At 64.1% G+C, this 20818-nt stretch carries 14 protein-coding genes; 10 read left to right on the top strand and 4 right to left on the bottom strand.

Going from position 1 to position 20818, the window contains the following annotated elements; translation table 11 throughout:
• Nucleotides 1-86 precede the first annotated feature (86 nt).
• From SPYCW_RS19005 to rpoC, 10 genes are all read left to right on the top strand, one after another.
• On the top strand, nucleotides 87-416 hold the full coding sequence (locus SPYCW_RS19005) for a hypothetical protein (RefSeq protein WP_168453280.1): 330 nt from the start codon (nucleotides 87-89) through the stop codon (nucleotides 414-416).
• Complete coding sequence (locus SPYCW_RS10715; RefSeq protein WP_172595475.1) at nucleotides 416-1927, top strand: FAD-binding protein; 1512 nt, start codon at nucleotides 416-418, stop codon at nucleotides 1925-1927. Before SPYCW_RS19005 ends, SPYCW_RS10715 begins: the two co-directional genes overlap by 1 nt.
• Before the next feature lie 97 nt (nucleotides 1928-2024).
• Entirely contained in the window at nucleotides 2025-3806 is a 1782-nt protein-coding gene (gene aspS / locus SPYCW_RS10710; RefSeq protein WP_120216768.1) for an aspartate--tRNA ligase, read from the top strand.
• A 120-nt stretch (nucleotides 3807-3926) separates the two neighbouring features.
• Nucleotides 3927-4799: an alpha/beta fold hydrolase gene (locus SPYCW_RS10705; RefSeq protein WP_120216767.1), complete on the top strand. Its 873-nt coding sequence runs from the start codon at nucleotides 3927-3929 to the stop codon at nucleotides 4797-4799.
• Nucleotides 4800-4876: 77 nt separating this feature from the next.
• Nucleotides 4877-5815 (top strand): hypothetical protein, encoded by a 939-nt coding sequence (locus tag SPYCW_RS10700; RefSeq protein ID WP_120216766.1) that lies wholly within the window; start codon nucleotides 4877-4879, stop codon nucleotides 5813-5815.
• Between the two features lie 77 nt (nucleotides 5816-5892).
• Nucleotides 5893-6678 carry a polyphosphate kinase 2 family protein gene (locus SPYCW_RS10695; protein WP_120216765.1) on the top strand — a complete coding sequence of 262 codons (786 nt, stop codon included), beginning with the start codon at nucleotides 5893-5895 and terminating at the stop codon, nucleotides 6676-6678.
• Nucleotides 6679-6732: 54 nt separating this feature from the next.
• On the top strand, nucleotides 6733-7269 hold the full coding sequence (locus SPYCW_RS10690; protein WP_120218246.1) for a J domain-containing protein: 537 nt from the start codon (nucleotides 6733-6735) through the stop codon (nucleotides 7267-7269).
• A 113-nt stretch (nucleotides 7270-7382) separates the two neighbouring features.
• Nucleotides 7383-7796: a hypothetical protein gene (locus SPYCW_RS10685; RefSeq protein WP_145985976.1), complete on the top strand. Its 414-nt coding sequence runs from the start codon at nucleotides 7383-7385 to the stop codon at nucleotides 7794-7796.
• A gap of 249 nt (nucleotides 7797-8045) precedes the next feature.
• Nucleotides 8046-12224, top strand: coding sequence for a DNA-directed RNA polymerase subunit beta (rpoB, locus tag SPYCW_RS10680; RefSeq protein WP_120216763.1), 4179 nt, complete (start codon nucleotides 8046-8048; stop codon nucleotides 12222-12224).
• Between the two features lie 55 nt (nucleotides 12225-12279).
• Nucleotides 12280-16566 (top strand): DNA-directed RNA polymerase subunit beta', encoded by a 4287-nt coding sequence (rpoC, locus tag SPYCW_RS10675; RefSeq protein ID WP_120216762.1) that lies wholly within the window; start codon nucleotides 12280-12282, stop codon nucleotides 16564-16566.
• Nucleotides 16567-16901: 335 nt separating this feature from the next.
• Here the strand turns inward: rpoC and SPYCW_RS10670 are convergent, their stop codons facing one another.
• The 4 genes from SPYCW_RS10670 to SPYCW_RS10655 all read right to left on the bottom strand — a co-directional run bounded on the left by SPYCW_RS10670 (nucleotide 16902) and on the right by SPYCW_RS10655 (nucleotide 20787).
• The gene (locus SPYCW_RS10670) at nucleotides 16902-18260 is read right to left on the bottom strand and encodes a L,D-transpeptidase family protein (RefSeq protein WP_120216761.1); all 1359 of its coding nucleotides are present in this window, start codon (nucleotides 18258-18260) and stop codon (nucleotides 16902-16904) included.
• Nucleotides 18261-18417: 157 nt separating this feature from the next.
• Entirely contained in the window at nucleotides 18418-19779 is a 1362-nt protein-coding gene (accC, locus tag SPYCW_RS10665; RefSeq protein WP_120216760.1) for an acetyl-CoA carboxylase biotin carboxylase subunit, read from the bottom strand.
• A 9-nt stretch (nucleotides 19780-19788) separates the two neighbouring features.
• Nucleotides 19789-20277, bottom strand: a complete 489-nt coding sequence (accB, locus tag SPYCW_RS10660) for an acetyl-CoA carboxylase biotin carboxyl carrier protein (protein ID WP_120216759.1) — start codon at nucleotides 20275-20277, stop codon at nucleotides 19789-19791.
• 69 nt (nucleotides 20278-20346) lie between these two features.
• Nucleotides 20347-20787, bottom strand: coding sequence for a type II 3-dehydroquinate dehydratase (locus SPYCW_RS10655; RefSeq protein ID WP_120216758.1), 441 nt, complete (start codon nucleotides 20785-20787; stop codon nucleotides 20347-20349).
• Between the last annotated feature and the right edge of the window lie 31 nt (nucleotides 20788-20818).

The raw sequence follows: 20818 nt of genomic DNA, 5'->3' as shown, positions 1-20818 counted from the left end.
AAAGGAACGGGCAGGAAAAATTGTCCGTGCTCTTCGGGTCGTGGAACCGGAATACCGGTCAGGGGAAAAACGAAGGGGTTTGGGGCATGATGTGGCTCGGATGGGCGCTCGCGGCGCTCGCGTTTCTGCTGCTTTTCGGCCAGTATCTGGCGGGGCAGGCCGATATTTTCGTCTCGATCGCCAATCCGCGGCCGCTCGACGAAGAATCGATGGTGGTGACGCTGAAAGGCTGGGGCTTCGCGGCGGAGGCCGCGCAGCCGTTCGTCACCCCCGAATCCGATCACGGCCTCAGCGACGTGCGGGTCTTCGCAACACGGCGCCAGATGCTGATCGCGATCGCGACGGTCGGTTTTCTGCGCCCGGTTACCGTCGCCTGGCGCGCCCATGCGGGTATCCTGCCGTTGGGAGACGCCTGATGCCGTTGGTGCAACTGGGCGACGAAGGGCGCTGGACCAATTATCATGGCACCGGCACCTGCGAAGCGGCGACGCGCTTTGCGCTGCGCAGCGGCGACGCACCGCGCGGGCGCGACGAGATCGCGATCGCGGCGAAAGCGGTACAGGATTGGCTCGCCGCGGCTGCCTTGGCGAACCGCCGCGTCCGCCCGCTTGGCGCTGGCTGGTCGCCGTCGAACGTCAATATCGCATCGCAATGCTGGCTGCTCCACACGCGCCGTTTCAACCGCTGTTTTCGCATCAATGCCGCCGACGTCCGCGCGGGCGTCGATGCCAACGGCCTGATGCTGGTCGAGGCGGGGGCGCTGGTCGACGAAGTGTCGGACAAGCTGGAGGCGCAGGGGCGCTCGCTGTGGACCAGCGGCGCCGGCAATGGGCAGACCTTTGCGGGCGCCGCGGCGACGGGTACCCACGGTTCGATGATCGCCAGCGGCGGCATTCAGGACCATATCCGCGCGGTGCAGATCGTGACGCCCGCGGGCGTTCACTGGATCGAACCCGCCGCCGGGTTGATGAGCGACAGCTTTATCGCGGCGACGGGTTCGACCCCGCTGCGCGATGACGATGTGATTGCGGCGGCGCAATTGCCGGTCGGCGCGCTCGGCGTCGTCACCGCGCTGGTCGTCGGCAGCGTTCCGAAATTCCTTGTTCGCCCGATCCAGAATCTCCGCAAGGTCGATCGCGCTGCGCTGGGCTGGCTGGCGGCGGGGGATTTCCGGCGCTTTTCGGCGGCTTATGCGCTCGATCAGGATCCCGATTTCGTCCAGATGATCGTCAATCCCTACAAGCCATTCAAGCGCCCCGCGATGCTGCGCTTCCTCTATCGCGAACCATGGCGCGACGATTATCCGCGCGCGACGCCGGGACAGCTTGGCGCAGGCTATGACGCGCTCAGCCTGCTCGGGCGGTTGCTCGATGATTATCCGTGGGCGCGCGGCGCGCTGCTGCAATTTGCGATGAAACAGGGCTATGCCAGCGGCCCCGATGTCGATGCGCCGCCAGTCTATGGCAGCTGGGGGGAGGGGCTCGACACCCACCGCCCGCTGGCCGATCTGTTCAATGCGTCGGTGACGATCGACCGCGCCGATCTGGCGCATGCATTCGAGCTGATTTGCGAGGTTTATGCGCGCCACGGCGGGTCGACCGTCGTCACCGTGCGTTTCATGGCGCGCGCCGAAGGGCTGCTGGCGCCCGCCCGTTTTCCGGCCAACGCAGTGATCGATTTCGACGGCCCGCGTAGCCGACGGACCGCCGACGCCTACGCCCGCGTCGTCGAACGGCTCGATGCCGAAGGGATCGCCTTTACCCGCCATTGGGCCAAGAGCTGCCAGCTCGAGGCGGGGCGGGTCGCGGCGGATTATGGCGAGGATTACCGCCGCTGGCGCAGCGCGCGCGATCGCCTGATACCCGATCCGGCGCACCGCGCACTCTTCGCCAGCGACGTGCTCGACGGTCTGGGGCTGACTTGCTGACGCGCCAAGCCTTGACAAATCGCTCCCCGCGCTGCCTTAGGCGCGGCCATAACGGCGCGCTTTTGGCGCGTCCTTCCGACCATTGAAAGACAATCACATGCACGCCTATCGCACCCATAATTGCGGCCAGCTTCGCGCCGAACAGGTCGGACAGTCGGTCCGCGTCTCGGGCTGGGTGCATCGCAAGCGCGATCATGGCGGGCTGCTGTTCGTCGATTTGCGCGACCATTACGGGCTGACCCAGATCGTTGCGGACTCGAGCGATGCCGTGTTCGCGACGCTCGACGGCCTGCGCGCAGAAAGCGTCGTGACGATCACCGGCGACGTGGTTGCCCGCTCGGCGGAAACCGTCAATGCAAACCTGCCGACCGGCGAAATCGAAGTGCGCGCGCGCGACGTCACCGTCCAGTCGGCGGCGATCGAATTGCCGATGCCGGTCGCCGGCGAACAGGAATATCCCGAGGATATTCGCCTGAAGTACCGCTTCCTTGATCTCCGCCGCGACCGCCTGCACGCCAACATCCTGCTGCGCTCGAACGTCATCGCGAGCCTGCGCCGCCGCATGGTCGAACAGGGCTTCACCGAATATCAGACCCCGATCCTGACCGCCTCGTCGCCCGAAGGCGCGCGCGACTATCTGGTGCCAAGCCGCGTCCATCCCGGCAAATTCTATGCGCTGCCGCAGGCGCCGCAGATGTTCAAACAGCTGCTGATGGTCGCGGGCTTCGACCGCTATTTCCAGATCGCACCCTGCTTCCGTGACGAAGATGCGCGCGCCGACCGTTCGCCCGGCGAATTTTACCAGCTCGATTTCGAAATGAGCTTCGTGACGCAGGACGATGTGTTCAACGCGATCGAGCCGGTGCTCGCGGGGGTGTTCGAGGAATTTGCGAATGGCAAGTCGGTGACCCCGGCGGGCTCGTTCCCGCGCATTCCCTACCGCGAATCGATGCTGAAATATGGCAATGACAAGCCTGACCTCCGCAACCCGCTGATCATCACCGACGTTTCGTCGCACTTCACCGGCTCGGGCTTTGGCCGCTTCGCCGACATCGTCGCCGCGGGCGACGTCGTGCGCGCGATCCCGGCGCCGAACACCGCCGAAAAGAGCCGCAAATTCTTCGACGACATGAACAGCTGGGCGCAGGGCGAAGGCTTTGCCGGTCTCGGCTATGCGACGCGCAAAGGCGGCGAATGGGGCGGACCGATCGCCAAGAACCACGGTAGTGACAAGATGGACGCGCTTGCGGCCGAGCTTGGCATCGGTCCCGACGACGGCCTGTTCTTTGCCGCGGGCAAGGAAGCGACCGCAGCGAAACTCGCCGGTTTCGCGCGCACCCGCGTTGCCGAACAGCTCGACCTTATCGATCCGAACAAGTTCGAAATGTGCTGGATCGTCGATTTCCCGATGTTCGAGGCCGACGAGGACACCGGCAAGATCGATTTCAGCCACAACCCCTTCTCGATGCCGCAGGGCGAGCTGGAGGCGCTGGAAACCAAGGACCCGCTCGACATCCTCGCCTGGCAATATGACATCGTCTGCAACGGCGTCGAGCTGTCGTCGGGCGCAATCCGCAACCATCGCCCCGACATCATGTACAAGGCGTTCGAGATCGCGGGCTATAGCCAGGCCGACGTCGATGCGAATTTCAGCGGCATGATCAACGCGTTCAAATTCGGCGCGCCGCCGCACGGCGGTTCGGCGCCGGGCGTCGACCGCATCGTGATGCTGCTCGCCGACGAACCGAACATCCGCGAAGTCGTCGTCTTCCCGATGAACCAGAAGGCCGAGGATCTGATGATGGGCGCCCCCGCGCCGGTCAGCGACAAGCAGCTCAAGGAACTCGGTATTCGTATCGTGGACGGACCCAAGGGCTAAACCTTCGTTGCTGTTTCCCTCCTTGCTCCGTCATCCCGGCGAAGGCCGGGATCTCAACCTCCCGTCTAGCCGCGACGGCGAGATCCCGGCCTTCGTCGCGATGACGATCCGGGGGATGACGTGAGCGAGCTGCGCGAACACCGGCTGAACACCCCGGCGGGCGAGATTTGCTGGTTCGAATGGGGCCAGCCGTCCGACCGGCCCTCGCTGCTGCTGCTGCACGCGACCGGCTTTCACGCGCGATTGTGGGATCAGGTCGTCGCGGCCTTGCCGCCCGGCACCCACGTCATCGCGCCCGATCAACTCGGTCATGGCCGCAGCGCCAAACCCGCCTCGCTGTCCGACTGGGCCGTCACCGCCGACGCACTGTTGCCGCTGATCGACGGGTTCGCCGGGGTACGCCTGATCGGATGCGGTCACAGCATGGGCGGCTATGTCCTGACCCGGCTGGCGGCTGAGCGGCCCGACGCCTTTGCGCATATCTTCCTGATCGATCCGGTCATCATGCCCCCCGAATTTTACGCCGGCGCCGCCGATGTGCCGGTCCCCGATCCGGTCGAGCATCCGGTGGCACGGCGGCGCGCGCGCTGGGACGGGTGGGAGGCGATGAACGCGCATTTTGCTTCGCGTGCGCCCTATGCGCATTGGCAGCCGCAAGCGCTCGCGGACTATTGTCGCTTCGGCCTGCTGCCTGCCGCGGATGGAGACGGCTTCGATCTCGCCTGTCCGCCCGCTCTCGAAGCGTCGGTCTATCAGAATGCGCTGCGCACCAACCCGTACGACTGGCTGGGGGCGGTCGGCGCGCCGGTGAGCGTGATCCGCGCCCGAACCGGTGAGCGCGCGGGCAACCTCGACTTTTCGGTCAGCCCGACTTGGCCCGGGCTGGGCGCCGCACTTGGCGCGGTGCGCGACGAGCAATGGGCCGACCAGAGCCATTTCATCCCGATGGAAGCGCCGCAGCGGCTGGCCGATCTGATCGCCAACGAAATCTGACCCCGGTCCTCGCGCGGTTTTGACAGCTACCGACGGCTGCGATAGCTCGGCGGAAACTCGCTAATGGGGGGGCGGTCATGATCGATGCGCGATGGATGCTGGGTGCGGCTTTGCTAAGTCTCGCGGTCCCCGCGAACGCCGAAACGCTGACGATCAATACCGGCGATCCCGCCGAGGCTAATGTCACCGACCTGCTCCGCATATCGATCGAGCGGTTCGAGGGCGAGGATGGCGCGGCCTTTGCGCAGGCGCTCGAAGCCGAACTCGCGGCCGCGACATTTCACGGCAGCCGCTTTTACCGGGTCGTCGCGCCCGAATCGGGGGCGCCGACCGACGCGTTGGTCACCGGCACGGTACGCGCCAGCGTCGATGAAACGCCCGTGATCGAAAAGCGCCGCCGCTGCACTGAATATGACCCCGCCGACAAGAAGAAGTGCATCAAGGAAATCGACGTCGATATCCGGTGTCGCCGCCGTGCCGCGGTCGTTGCGACAACGGTGCGACTGGTTGCCATCGGCGACGGATCGATCCGTTACACCCGGCCGCTGAATGCGCGCGATCAGGTGACGCTTTGCCCCGATCGGAGCGCCCCGACGAGCGTCGAGGATTATTTCGCCGCCACTTTCCGCAACCAGGTGCGGACGATCCGCGGCGACCTTGCCCCGCGGGACTATTTGATCGACGTCCGCGTCGAGGAAAGCACGAAGGGGCTGGCGAAACTGGCCCAGGCCGCGTTTAAGACAGCGGTGCGGCTGACGAAGACCGATCAGGGCGGCGCCTGTGCCGCGTGGACCGCGCTGACGCGCGATGTCGAGCCGACCGCAGCACTCGCATTCAACCTGGGGCTTTGCAACGAGATGGAGGGCGATCTCGACGCGGCGGCGGACTGGTATGGCGATGCGCAGCGACAGGGTGCGCGGGGCGGCGCGGTTCCAGAGGCGTTGGCGCGGCTTGATCGCTATCGGCGCGCGCTGGGCGCGTGGACCGCGCGCAAGGCGGCCATGGGCGCCGAGTAGCCGCGGCGACCCGGCTGTGCCAGAAAGTGACAGCCTGAGCGCTTGGTAGGATAGGGGGGAGTGCGCTAGACAGCGGCATGACCATTTCGCTTTCCGATTATGAGACCGGCGCCAAATTCGACGGCGACCATTCCGACGCGATCGAGGCCTTGCAGGAGCGGCTGGAACGTGTGCAGGCGGCGCATATCACCCATGGCCAGCGCAGCATCATCATGTTCGAAGGCTGGGACGCGGCGGGCAAGGGCGGGATCATCAAAAGGATCACCGCGCTGCTCGATCCGCGCTATTTCGATGTGTGGCCGATCAGCGCGCCGACCGAGGAGGAAAAGGCGCGCCATTTCCTGTGGCGGTTCTGGAAACGGCTGCCCGGCAATCGCGAGATCGCGATCTTTGACCGCAGCTGGTACGGGCGCGTCCTGGTCGAGCGCGTCGAGGGCTTTGCCACCGAGGCCGAATGGCGCAAGGGCTATGACGAGATCAACGAGTTCGAGGCACAGCTGACCGGCAGCCGCACCAATCTGGTCAAGATTTTCGTCCACCTGACGCAGGACGAACAGGATAAGCGCTTTGCCGATCGCCTGAACGATCCGTGGAAGCGCTGGAAAACCGGGAGCGAGGATTATCGCAACCGCGCCAAGCGCAAACAATATCTCGCCGCGATCAACGAGATGTTTGCGCAGACCAACACGCGCTGGGCACCATGGAAGGTGATCGACGGCAACAACAAGAAAGCGGCGCGCATCGCGGCGCTGACCCATATTGCCGAGACGCTGGAGGCCATCGTGCCGATGACCCCGCCCGATCTGGACCCCGCGGTCGTCAAGCTGGCGGGCAAGGCGTTCGGCTACAAGCCTGAAGCCTAGGTTTGTGGCGGCCGACGGCTAGCAATCAGGCCGACCAATGGCTACATGGGGCTGATGAGCCGCGCCAAAAGATCCGATGACTGGGGTTTCCCCCGCTGGCGCCCCTATGGTTCGAACAATGAGGCGCAGAAGGTCCGCCTGTGCGACCGGCATGGTTGTAGCGATCCCGGCAACTGCCCCGCGCCGAAGTCCCCGAACAGCCCCGAGCGCTGGTATTTCTGCGAAACCCATGCCGCCGAATATAATCGCGGCTGGGACTATTTCGAAGGGCTGAGCGCCGAAGACGCCGCCGCCCGCGCTGCCGAGGAAGCGCAGGGCGCACGCAGCTATGCGCGAGCGCAGCATTATGCGTGGGGCGGCCCCGGCGACGGCACGCGCAGCAGCGACGAAATGCGCGCGCTCGACGTGCTGGACCTCGAACCCGACGCCGATTTCGAGGCGGTGAAGAAAGCGTGGCGCGCGCTGGCGAAGGAAACCCACCCCGACGTCAAACCCGGCGACGCCGACGCCGCCAAGCGCTTTGCGGCAGGGCAGGCGGCGTTCGAGGTGCTCAAGCAGGCGGAAGATCGCAAGAGCTGGAAACCGGCATAGCGACGGCGCGGTCTTTCGATTTCGCGTACCGGTGCTATTTTTGCGTCTTGCGGTGCCAGCCTAAGATGCGACGATCGACTGGAGTGGAAAACGAAGCGGCAAAGGGGGCGGATATGCGGATTCTGGGTGGGCTGTTGATTGGCGCGGCACTGACGACCTCGGCCATGGCCGAGCCGCTGGCCTATCAAAATGGGCTGACGCGCGTTGACGGTGTCGTGGGCGTAGGTCTGACCATCCCGATCGGCGGCGAGCGGACGAAAGCGCCGCCCCGGGTCGAACTCCGCCTGACCCGCGACGTGGTCGGTTTCGATGGCACCCGCCAATCGAGCAGCGGGCACCGCCCGAACGAAACGCGGATCGGCTTTTCGCTGGAGCGTGACAACCGGCTGCTGCTCAACGGGCGACCGATCGATACCAGTCGGCGTAACAATGTGTCGACGGTCGGCTGGATCGCGATCGGCGCCGGGGTGGTGCTGATCGGCGGCGCGCTACTCGTCGCTGACGCGGCGCGCGACGCGTCCGAATAGCGCGGCCCGACGATTTAGGACGGGCGACGGCGAGCCGGCCCGTTGACACCTGACCGTCCCAAACCTATATCGCCCCCACACCCCATCGTCCGAGATAGAGTCCGCCTTGCGCAGCGGATTGTACGGATAGGTCGGCGGGGATTTCGACAGGCGTTGGAAAGCTGCGGTAAACCGGCAACGGTTGCTTGCGGCTTTTTTCGCGTCGATGCGCCCGCGATTTTGACTTTTTGACAGGCGAGACAATCACTTATGGCGACTAAGGCGAAGTCGGTGGGCACGGCCCTCGAAGCGACCGCGAGCAAGCGAATCCGCAAGCTGTTCGGCAACATCCACGAAGCGGTGGAAATGCCCAACCTCATCGAGGTGCAGCGCGAATCCTATGAGCAGTTCCTGCGCTCGGACCCCTCGATCGGTTATGTCTCGGGCCTGGAAAAGACGCTGCGCAGCGTTTTCCCGATCCGCGATTTCGCCGGTACCGCCGAACTCGACTTCGTCCATTACGAACTCGAAGCCCCGAAATATGACGTCGAGGAATGCCGTCAGCGCGGCATCACCTATGCGGCGCCGATGAAGGTCACGCTGCGCCTGATCGTCTTTGAAGTCGACAGCGAAACCGACACCCGTTCGGTGCTCGATATCAAGGAGCAGGACGTTTACATGGGCGACATGCCGCTCATGACCGAGAACGGCACCTTCTTCGTCAACGGCACCGAGCGCGTCATCGTGTCGCAGATGCACCGTTCGCCGGGTGTGCTGTTCGACCATGATCGCGGCAAGACCCACTCGTCGGGCAAGTTCCTGTTCGCCGCGCGCGTCATTCCCTATCGCGGTTCGTGGCTCGACTTCGAGTTCGACGCCAAGGATATCGTCAACGTCCGTATCGACCGCAAGCGCAAGCTGCCGGTCACCAGCCTGCTTTATGCGCTGGGCATGTCGGGCGAGGAAATCCTCAACCATTTCTATGACCGTCTGGTGTTCGAGCGCGCGTCGAACGGCTGGAAGGTTCCGTTCGTCGTCGAAAACTGGCGCGGTGCGAAGCCCGCGTTCGACGTGGTGGATGCCAAGACCGGCGAAGTCGTCTTTGCCGCCGGCCACAAGATCAGCCCGCGCCTTGCCAACAAGGCCGCGAAGGACGGGCTCGACACGCTGCTGATCCCGACCGAGGAAATCTTCGGCCGTTACAGCGCCTATGACCTGATCAACGAAGCGACCGGCGAGATCTACATCGAGGCCGGCGACGAAGTGAGCGCCGAAAATCTGGAGAAGATGGACGCCGCGGGCATCGACAAGCTGGTGCTGCTCGACATCGACCACAACAACACCGGCCCGTGGATCCGCAACACGCTGAAGGCCGACAAGGCCGAGGACCGCGATCAGGCGCTGTCGGACATCTACCGCGTCATGCGCCCCGGCGAACCGCCGACGCGCGAAACCGCCGAAGCTTTGTTCGGCGGCCTGTTCTTTGACCCCGAGCGTTACGACCTGTCGGCCGTGGGCCGCGTCAAGCTGAACATGCGCCTGGGCCTCGACGCCGAGGACACGGTCACCACGCTGCGCAGCGACGACATCCTGGCTGTCGTCAAGGAGCTGGTGAACCTGAAGGACGGCAAGGGCGAAATCGACGACATCGACAACCTCGGCAACCGCCGCGTGCGTTCGGTCGGCGAACTGCTTGAAAATCAGTATCGCGTCGGCCTGCTCCGCATGGAGCGCGCGGTGAAGGAACGCATGAGCTCGGTCGACGTGTCGACCGTCATGCCGAACGACCTGATCAACGCGAAGCCCGCGGTTGCCGCGGTGCGCGAATTCTTTGGTTCGTCGCAGCTTTCGCAGTTCATGGACCAGACCAACCCGCTGTCCGAAGTCACCCACAAGCGCCGCGTGTCGGCGCTCGGGCCGGGCGGCCTGACCCGCGAGCGCGCGGGCTTCGAAGTCCGCGACGTTCACCCGACGCACTATGGCCGCATCTGTCCGATCGAAACGCCCGAAGGCCCGAACATCGGTCTGATCAACAGCCTCGCGACCTTTGCGCGCGTGAACAAGTACGGCTTTATCGAAACGCCGTACCGCAAGATCGTCGACGGCAAGGTCACCAACGAAGTCGTCTATCTGTCGGCGATGGAAGAGTCGAAGCACACGGTTGCGCAGGCGAACGCCGATTTGAACCCCGATGGCAGCTTCATCGACGAACTGATCTCGGCGCGCGAAGCGGGTGAGTTCCTGATGGCGCCGCGCGATCAGATCACCCTGATGGACGTGTCGCCGAAGCAGCTCGTTTCGGTCGCGGCCTCGCTGATCCCGTTCTTGGAAAACGACGACGCCAACCGCGCGCTGATGGGATCGAACATGCAGCGCCAGGCTGTGCCGCTGATCCGCGCCGAAGCGCCGGTCGTCGGCACCGGTATGGAAGAAACCGTTGCGCGCGACTCGGGTGCGGCGATCGCCGCGCGCCGCGGCGGCGTGATCGACCAGGTCGATGCGACGCGTATCGTTATCCGCGCGACCGACATGGTCGAACCCGGCAAGTCGGGCGTCGACATCTATCGCCTGCAAAAGTTCCAGCGTTCGAACCAGAACACTTGCATCAACCAGCGTCCGCTGGTGAAGGTGGGCGATGTCGTCCGCACCGGCGACATCATCGCCGACGGTCCGTCGACCGAGCTTGGCGAACTGGCGCTCGGCAAGAATGTGCTCGTCGCGTTCATGCCGTGGAACGGCTACAATTATGAGGACTCGATCCTCATTTCCGAACGCATCGTGAAGGACGACGTCTTCACCTCGATCCACATTGAGGAATTTGAAGTCACCGCGCGCGACACGCGGCTTGGGCCGGAAGACATCACGCGCGACATTCCGAACGTCGGCGAGGAAGCGCTGCGCAACCTCGACGAAGCGGGCATCGTCTATATCGGCGCCGAAGTCGGCCCGGGCGACATTCTGGCCGGCAAGATCACCCCCAAGGGTGAATCGCCGATGACGCCGGAAGAAAAGCTGTTGCGCGCGATCTTCGGTGAAAAGGCCAGCGACGTGCGCGACACCTCGCTCCGCCTGCCGCCGGGCGTGTCGGGTACGGTCGTCGAAGTCCGCGTGTTCAACCGTCACGGCATCGACAAGGACGAACGTGCGATCGCGATCGAACGCGAGGAAATCGAACGTCTGAAGCAGGACGCCGACGACGAGCGCGCGATCCTTAACCGCGCGACCTTCTCGAGCCTGAAGGACCTGCTGATCGGTCAGACGACCAGCGCGGTGCCGAAGGGGCTGAAGAAGGGTGACGTCGTCACCGAAGAAATGCTGACCGACCTTGATCGTTCGGATTGGTGGAAGCTGGCGGTTGTCGAAGACAATGCCCAGACCGCCCTTGAAGCGATCAAGGCGCAGTATGACGATGCGATCAAACGGATCAGCGCGAAGTACGAGGATCGCGTCGAAAAGCTGCAGCGCGGCGACGAACTCGCGCCGGGCGTGCTCAAGATGGTCAAGGTCTTCGTCGCGGTGAAGCGCAAGCTGCAGTCGGGCGACAAGATGGCCGGCCGTCACGGCAACAAGGGCATCATCAGCCGCATCCTGCCGATCGAGGACATGCCGTTCCTCGAAGACGGGACGCATGTCGACTTCGTGCTCAACCCGCTGGGCGTGCCGTCGCGCATGAACGTCGGGCAGATTCTCGAGACGCACCTCGGCTGGGCATCGCGCGGCTTTGGTCAGCAGATCACGACGGCGCTCGAGGATTGGCGCATGGCCAATCCCGACCCCGAGGCGGGCGCGCCACCCGAAGCGGTGCGCGAAGCTTTGCTTCATGCCTATGGCGATGAATATGCGGACGAGATCAAGGCCCGCAGCGCCGAAGAAGTCGTCGAGTTGGCTGGCAATCTGTCGGTGGGCGTACCCTTTGCGACTCCGGTGTTCGACGGGGCGCGCGAAGGCGATGTGTCGGCGATGCTGGAACGCGCCGGTCTCGACCGGTCGGGTCAGGTCGACCTCTACGACGGCCGCACCGGTGACCGTTTCGACCGCAAGGTGACGGTGGGATATATGTATATCCTGAAGCTGCACCACCTGGTCGACGACAAGATCCACGCGCGTTCGATCGGGCCGTACAGCCTCGTCACCCAGCAGCCGCTGGGCGGTAAGGCGCAGTTCGGTGGCCAGCGCTTCGGGGAAATGGAGGTCTGGGCGCTCCAGGCCTATGGCGCGGCGTACACGCTCCAGGAAATGCTGACGGTGAAGTCGGACGACGTGATCGGCCGCACCAAGGTTTACGAAGCGATCGTCAAGGGCGACGACACCTTCGAGGCCGGCATTCCCGAAAGCTTCAACGTGCTCGTCAAGGAAATGCGCTCGCTGGGCCTCAACGTCGAACTGTCGTCGCTTGCCGACCAGGATCCCGACGAGGCGCCCGACGCCCTTCCCGAAGCCGCCGAATAAGATCTTTTCCTCACCCCCTTCGCCCGGCGCGAAGGGGGAAGAGTGGAGCTAGAATATGAACCAGCTTACCAACTTCATGAACCCGGTCGCGAAGCCCGAAACCTTTGACATGATCAAGATCGGCATCGCGAGCCCCGAGCGTATCCGCTCGTGGTCGTTCGGCGAAATCAAGAAGCCCGAAACCATCAACTACCGCACGTTCAAGCCCGAGCGTGACGGCCTGTTCTGCGCGCGCATTTTCGGTCCGATCAAGGATTATGAATGCCTGTGCGGCAAGTATAAGCGCATGAAATACAAGGGCATCGTCTGCGAGAAGTGCGGTGTCGAAGTCACGGTGACCAAGGTCCGCCGCGAGCGCATGGGCCATATCGAGCTCGCCGCACCCGTCGCGCACATCTGGTTCCTGAAGTCGCTGCCGTCGCGCATCGGCCTGCTGCTCGACATGCAGCTGAAGCAGCTCGAGCGCGTGCTGTATTTTGAAGCCTATATCGTTCTCGAACCCGGCCTGACGCCGCTCGAGAAGTTCCAGCTGCTGACCGAAGACGAGCTGCTCGACGCGCAGGATGAATATGGCGAAGACGCGTTCAGCGCCGGCATCGGCGCCGAGGCGATCCGCGTCCTGCTCGAAAACCTCGATCTGGAGCAGGAACGCACCGATCTGATGGAAGATCTGGCGACGACCAAGTCGGAGCTGAAGCCCAAGAAGATCATCAAGCGCCTGAAGGTCGTCGAGAGCTTCATCGAATCGGGCAATCGTCCCGAATGGATGATCCTGGAAGTCGTCCCCGTCATCCCGCCCGAACTGCGCCCGCTGGTGCCGCTCGACGGCGGCCGCTTCGCGACGTCGGATCTGAACGACCTCTATCGCCGCGTGATCAACCGCAACAACCGTTTGAAGCGCCTGATGGAACTGCGCGCGCCGGACATCATCGTCCGCAACGAAAAGCGCATGCTGCAGGAAGCCGTCGACGCGCTGTTCGACAACGGCCGCCGTGGTCGCACGATCACCGGCGCCAACAAGCGGCCGCTGAAGTCGCTTTCGGACATGCTCAAGGGCAAGCAGGGCCGCTTCCGTCAGAACCTGCTCGGCAAGCGCGTCGACTATTCGGGCCGTTCGGTCATCGTGACCGGCCCCGAACTCAAGCTGCACCAGTGCGGCCTGCCCAAGAAGATGGCGCTCGAGCTGTTCAAGCCGTTCATCTACGCGCGCCTCGACGCCAAGGGTCTGTCGATGACCCTGAAACAGGCGAAGAAGTGGGTCGAAAAGGAACGCAAGGAAGTCTGGGACATCCTCGACGAAGTCATTCGCGAGCACCCCGTCTTGCTGAACCGCGCCCCGACGCTCCACCGCCTCGGTATCCAGGCGTTCGAGCCCGTGCTGATCGAAGGCAAGGCGATCCAGCTGCACCCGCTGGTTTGCGCCGCGTTCAACGCCGACTTCGACGGCGACCAAATGGCCGTGCACGTCCCGCTGAGCCTCGAGGCGCAGCTGGAAGCGCGCGTGCTGATGATGTCGACCAACAACATCCTGTCGCCCGCGAACGGCAAGCCGATCATCGTGCCGTCGCAGGACATGGTGCTGGGTCTCTATTATCTGTCGATGGAGCGCGAAGGCGAACCCGGCGAGGGCATGCTGCTCGCCGACATGGCCGAAGTGCATCAAGCGCTGCACGTCGGTGCGGTGACGCTGCACAGCAAGGTCATCAGCCGCGTTCCGCAGACCGATGAGCAGGGCAATGAGTATCTCAAGCGCTTTGAGACGACTCCGGGCCGCATGCTGATCGGCGAATGCCTGCCGAAGTCGCACACCGTGCCGTTCGACGTCGTCAATCGCCTTCTCACCAAGAAGGAAATCGGCGACGTGATCGATCAGGTCTATCGTCACACCGGCCAGAAAGAGACGGTGCTGTTCGCCGACGCCATCATGGCGCTGGGTTTCCGCAACGCGTTCAAGGCCGGCATCTCGTTCGGCAAGGACGACATGATCATCCCGGCGTCGAAGGAAGGCCTGGTCGACGAAACCCGCGCCCTGGTGAAAGATTTCGAGCAGCAGTATCAGGACGGCCTGATCACGCAGCAGGAAAAGTACAACAAGGCGATCGACGCCTGGTCGCAGTGCGGCGACAAGGTCGCGAACGCGATGATGGACGAAATCCGCGCCGAGCCGAAGGACCCGAAAACGGGCCGTCTGGCCCCGATCAACTCGATCTACATGATGGCGCACTCGGGTGCCCGTGGTTCGCAGGCGCAGATGAAGCAGCTTGCCGGTATGCGCGGCCTGATGGCCAAGCCGTCGGGCGAGATCATCGAAACGCCGATCATCTCGAACTTCAAGGAAGGTCTGACCGTTCTTGAATATTTCAACTCGACCCACGGCGCCCGTAAGGGTCTGGCCGATACGGCGCTCAAGACGGCAAACTCGGGTTACCTGACCCGCCGTCTGGTCGATGTGTCGCAGGATTGCGTCGTGATCGAGGAAGATTGCGGCACGACCCGCGGCATGGAAATGCGCGCGATCATCCAGGGCGGTTCGACGATCGCCTCGCTGGGCGAGCGTATCCTTGGCCGTACCACGCTGGAAGATGTGCTCGACAAGGACGGCAATGTGCTGGCCCCGGTCGGCACGCTGCTCGACGAAGCCACGACGCAGAAGATCGAGGACGCCGAGGTTCAGTCGGTCAAGATCCGTTCGCCGCTGGTTTGCGAAGCGGTGCTGGGCGTTTGCGGCAAATGCTATGGCCGCGACCTCGCGCGCGGTACCCCGGTGAACATCGGCGAAGCGGTCGGCGTTATCGCTGCCCAGTCGATCGGTGAACCCGGCACCCAGCTGACCATGCGTACCTTCCACATCGGCGGTGCGGCGCAGGTCAACGAGCAGTCGAACGCCGAAGCGATTTCGGACGGCACGATCGAATATCGTGACATGCCGACGATCGTCGACCAGCGCGGCCGCCGCCTGGCGCTTGCCCGTTCGGGCGAAGTCGCGATCATCGACAGCGAAGGCCGCGAACGCGCGTCGCACAAGCTGCCCTACGGTGCGCACATCCTGTTCAAGGATGGCGACAAGGTGAAGAAGGGCGACCGGATTGCCGAATGGGATCCGTTCACCATGCCGCTGATCACCGAAAAGCAGGGCGTCGTGAAATATCAGGATCTGGAAGATACCAAGACCCTGATCGAACAGGTCGACGAAGCGACGGGTATCGCCCAGCGCGTCGTGATCGAATATCGCTCGGCGGGCCGCGCCAAGAAGGAAGACCTTCAGCCGCGCCTGACCCTGCTCGACGATGCGTCGGGTGAGGCCGCGCGCTACCTGCTCGCGGTCGGCACGATGCTGTCGGTCGAGGACGGGCAGGAAGTGCAGGCGGGCGACGTGCTGGCGCGTGTCAGCCGTGAAGCGTCGAAGACGCGCGACATCACCGGCGGTCTGCCGCGGGTGGCCGAGCTGTTCGAAGCGCGCATTCCGAAGGACAACAGCGTCATCGCAAAGATCAGCGGTCGCATTGAATTCGTCAAGGATTACAAGGCGAAGCGCAAGATTGCGATTGTTCCGGAAGAAGGCGATCCGATCGAATATCTGATCCCCAAGTCGAAAGTTCTGGAAGTGCAGGAAGGCGACATGGTCAAGCGCGGCGACGCGCTGATCAGCGGCTCGCCGAACCCGCACGACATCCTGGACGTCATGGGCGTCGAGGCGCTGGCCGAATATCTGGTCGCCGAAATCCAGGAAGTGTACCGACTGCAGGGCGTGAAGATCAACGACAAGCACATCGAGGTGATCGTTCGCCAGATGCTGCAGAAGGTCGAGATCACGACCGGCGGCGACACCACGCTGCTGCCGGGCGAGCAACTCGATTATCTGGAGATGATGGAATATAACGCCAAGCTGCCGAAGAATGGCGTGCCGGCGGAGGGTCGTCCGGTCCTGCTGGGCATCACCAAGGCGTCGCTGCAAACGCGCAGCTTCGTTTCGGCGGCATCGTTCCAGGAAACGACCCGCGTGCTCACCGAGGCGTCGGTGCAGGGCAAGGTCGATTCGCTGATCGGGCTGAAGGAAAACGTCATCGTCGGCCGCCTGATCCCGGCGGGTACCGGCGCTGCGATGAACCGCGTCCGCGTGACCGCGTCGAGCAAGGATGCCGCACTGCGTGCATCGATGCGCGCCGCAAGCCAGGTCGACCTGATCGCTCCGGCGAGCGCCGCAGCCGAACATGCCGCCGAACTGGCACAGGGTCCGGAAGCCGCGATGGGCGACGATCCGCTGGGCAAGGTGCAGGGTGAAGACTTCACCACCGACGACGTGATGGTCGAAGAACGCCCGGAGGGTGAGGGCGAGGCGTAAGCTTCACCTCGGCCTTTGGCTGACAGAAATGAGCCCCGCCGGAGCGATCCGGCGGGACTTTTTTGGTGCTGAAGGGCCGAGTTGGGGTGGGAAATGGACGTTCCGACTGACCGTCGCCCCCGCGCAGGCGGGGGCCGCTAGCTGCCTATCCCTGCGTCGCTGCGTAAACCGACAGCGGCCCCCGCCTGCGCGGGGGCGACGGGAAGTTTCGGTCGAAATCTGACATTCGTCATTCCGGACCTGATCCGGGATCCAACCCACAGCGCTGAAGCATTCCGGATTACGTCCGGGATAACGAGGGTTAGCGATCCGCAATCGACCGCCACCGTCGCTCGTCAATAAATCCCGCTCGTCCCCGGCGTGGTGGCGCGTGCGGTCGTTTCGACCGTCGGCACCACCGGCGGTGCAGCGGGGGCGATGATCGTCGCGGTCGGGCGGCCGGGCTTGGCAAAGCTAGCTACCACGGGTGCGTCGCGACCGTAGAGGTCGCCGAGCTTCCTGGTGCCGCCCTTGCCGTCGGGCACGACGGTCCAATAGGCGACATAGACCGGGAAGGGCTTGTCAAAGCCGAAGCGCGTTGTTTCGCCGCTGGCGATCGCCGCGCCAAATTCTTCGGGACTTCGGCCCGCGAACATCACTGCCATCAGGCCGGAGAAATGCAGCGCGCGCTCGGTCCGAATGCACCCGTGGCTGAACGCGCGGGCGGCGGCGCTGAACGCGCCCTTTGACGGCGTATCGTGGAGATAGATCGCGTGATCGTTGAGCATCTCCATCTTCATCACGCCGAGCGCGTTGTTCGGGCCGGGCTTTTGTACCACCGACAGGGTCTTGCCGCTGCCGGTCCAGGTATAGCCCTGCGCGCGCGCGGACGCAGGGTTGCGCGCGATGGTCGCCCCGATGCCTTCGTTGATGATGCTGCGCGGCAGCGTCCAGTTCGGGTTGACGATGATCCCGGTCGCCATCGGATTGAGCTGCGGGGTCGCGGTCGACGGCTTGCCGACGACGGCCTTGTGGGTGGCGATGACGGTCCCGCCATGGACCACGCGGGTCATATATTCAGGGACGTTGCTGACGACATAACGATCGCCCAGCGCGCGCGGCATCCAGCGCCAGCGTTCCATGTTGACACGGATCGCATTGGCATCGGCGGGTATTTTGGCCTTGGCAAGCGATGCCTTGAGCACGGCAAAGTCAGGGTGGACCGGGTTGAGGCTGGCGAGCGCCTCGGCGATCGTGCCGCCATTCAGCGCATTTCCGAGCAGCGGGAGCAGCGGTTCGGCGTCGGCGTCGCTGTCGACCATGAACCATTGCTTGCGCGCTGCATTGGGGGTGCGTCCGTCGCGCAAATGGGTGGCGAGCAGCAGGAAGGTGTCGGTCGCGATCTTGTCGAGCCGCGCCTGATCGTTCGCCAGGATCGCCGCGGCCAGTGCATCGGGGTTATAGTCCTTGGCGAACAGGCCTTCGGCGCCGATTTTTTCAATCGCGCTCAGCAAAGCGGTGGCGTTTTCCTCTGACCAGTTTGGCAGGGCGACCTGCGCCGCGATCACCGGGGCGTCGTCGGCGACCTTGTCGGGTTGCAGGACGACCGAATCTTCCTTGACGCCGGTCTGCGCGAGCGTGGGCGTCGCCAGCAGGCTCAGCGGGAGGAGGAGGATCGCGGCGCGGCGCGCCGAAAAAGAAGCGTTTTTGACCATGGTTAAAGGCCATAGCCAAAATCTTCGGGCAATTAAAGTGATGCGGCACACAGTTGGGCGCATCCGCTCTGTCGACGTTCCGGCGGAGTCCGGGATGTCGGCGGTGCGTTGGAAACAGCCGGAGAGACCCCGGCTTCCGCCGGGGTCGGATAGTGAATCAGGCTTTCGCCGCCGCATCCTGCTGCGCCAGCCATTCCTCCAGCCACTTGATCGTATAGTCGCCGTGGATGACGTCGGGATCGGCAAGCAGCGCCTGGTGCAGCGGGATGTTCGTCTTGACGCCGCCGATTACCATTTCCTCGAGCGCGCGGCGCATCCGCATCATGCAGCTTTCGCGGCTGCGGCCATAGACGATCAGCTTGCCGATCATGCTGTCATAATAGGGCGGGATCGAATAGCCGGCGTAAAGCCCGCTATCGACGCGGACGTGCATGCCGCCCGCGGCGTGATAGTTGGTGACCTTGCCGGGCGAGGGCAGGAAGGTGCGCGGGTCTTCGGCATTGATCCGGCATTCCATCGCGTGACCGCGGAATTCGAGATCCTCCTGTTTGACCGACAGCCCCGCGCCGCCCGCGATGCGGATCTGTTCGCGGACGAGATCGAAGCCGGTGATCATCTCGGTCACCGGATGCTCGACCTGGATGCGCGTGTTCATCTCGATGAAGAAGAATTCGCCATTTTCCCACAGGAACTCGATCGTGCCCGCACCGCGATAGCCCATCTTGGCCATCGCATCGGCGCAAATGCCGCCCATGCGCGCGCGTTCCTCGGCGGAGATGATCGGCGAGGGGGCTTCCTCGAGCACTTTCTGGTGGCGGCGCTGGAGCGAGCAGTCGCGCTCGCCAAGATGGATGGCATTGCCGTTGCCGTCGCCGAACACCTGGAATTCGATGTGGCGCGGGTTGCCGAGATATTTTTCCATGTAAACGGTCGGGTCGCCGAACGCGGCCGCCGCTTCGGATGAGGCCTGCCCCATCAGGCTTTCGAGGCTGTCCTCGTCGGGAACGACCTTCATGCCGCGCCCGCCGCCGCCCGAGGCGGCCTTGATCAGCACCGGATAGCCAATTTCTTTCGCGAGGCGTTTCGTCTCGTCGCCATAGGTGACCGCGCCGGGCGAGCCCGGGACGACGGGCAGGCCGAGCGCGACGGCGGTGCGCTTCGCCTCGACCTTGTCGCCCATCGTGCGGATATGCTCGGGCTTTGGCCCGACGAAGACCATGTCATGCGCTTCGATGATTTCGGCGAAGCGCTCGTTTTCCGAGAGGAATCCATAGCCCGGATGGATCGCGTCGGCGCCGGTGATCTCGGCGGCCGAGATGATCGCCGGGATGTTGAGATAGCTGTCCTTCGCGGCGGGTGGGCCGATGCACACGGCCTCGTCGGCGAGGCGGACGTGCATCGCGTCGGTGTCGGCGGTCGAATGGACCGCGACCGTCTTGATGCCCATTTCGTGGCATGCTCGGTGGATGCGCAGCGCGATCTCGCCGCGGTTGGCGATCAGCAGTTTCTCGATGGCCATGGGCTGACTTTATCCGATGGTGAACAGCGGCTGGTCGAACTCGACCGGCTGGCTGTTCTCGACATGCACGGCCTTCAGCGTCCCCGCGGCGGTCGCGGTGATCGGGTTCATCACCTTCATGGCCTCGATGATCAGGATCGTGTCGCCGGGCTTTACCGCCGAACCGACGGCCGCGAAATTGGGCGCGCCGGGTTCGGGCGCCAGATAGACGGTGCCGACCATCGGCGACTTCACCGCGTCGGCGAAGCTGTCGACGGCGGGCGCGGCGGCTGCGGGAGCCGCGGCGGGTGTGGCCGGGGCAGCGGCGGCGGGCGCCGCGACCGGTGCGGGCGCATAGGCGACAGGTGCGGCGGCAGCAGTCAGCGTGCGCGCGACGCGGACCTTGCGATCGCCGTCCTCGACCTCGATTTCCGAAAGCTGCGTGTCGTCGAGCAGTTCGGCGAGCGCGCGTACGAAAGCCGGATCAATGTTGATGCCATTGTCTTTATGGTCACCCATGAGAATTTTTCCTGTTGTTGCGGCGCCGTCATTTGGGCGCCTGACCCCGTTTTTTGATGCGCCCTATTGTCAGAGACGGGCCGCGGCGTCCAGCGCCAGCGTATAGCTGTTTGCGCCGTGTCCGGCAAAATGCGCGACGGCGGCCATGCCGACATAGCTGATGTGCCGAAACGCTTCGCGCTGCATCGGGTCCGACAGATGGACCTCGATCACCGGCACCTTGATCGACTTGATCGCATCGTGGAGCGCGATCGAGGTGTGCGTATAGCCGCCCGCGTTCAGCAGCACCGCCTTGGCGCCAGCGACATAGGCTTCATGCAGCCAGTCGATCAGAACGCCTTCGTGATTGGTCTGGCGGCATTCGACGCGCAATCCCAGCTCAGCCGCTTGCGCTTCGAGCCGCGCGTGAATGTCGTTGAGCGTATCATGGCCGTAAATCTCCGGCTCACGCGTGCCGAGCAGGTTGAGGTTGGGGCCGGAGAGGACAAAGACGGTCGGCTTGTCGGTCAAGATATTGGCCTTTCAGGCAGGGTCGCGGTGT

It is taken from the genome of Sphingopyxis sp. EG6, from assembly GCF_003609815.1.
In the GTDB taxonomy this organism is placed as follows: Bacteria; Pseudomonadota; Alphaproteobacteria; order Sphingomonadales; family Sphingomonadaceae; genus Sphingopyxis.
This window is presented reverse-complemented; position numbering and strand designations above follow the sequence as displayed.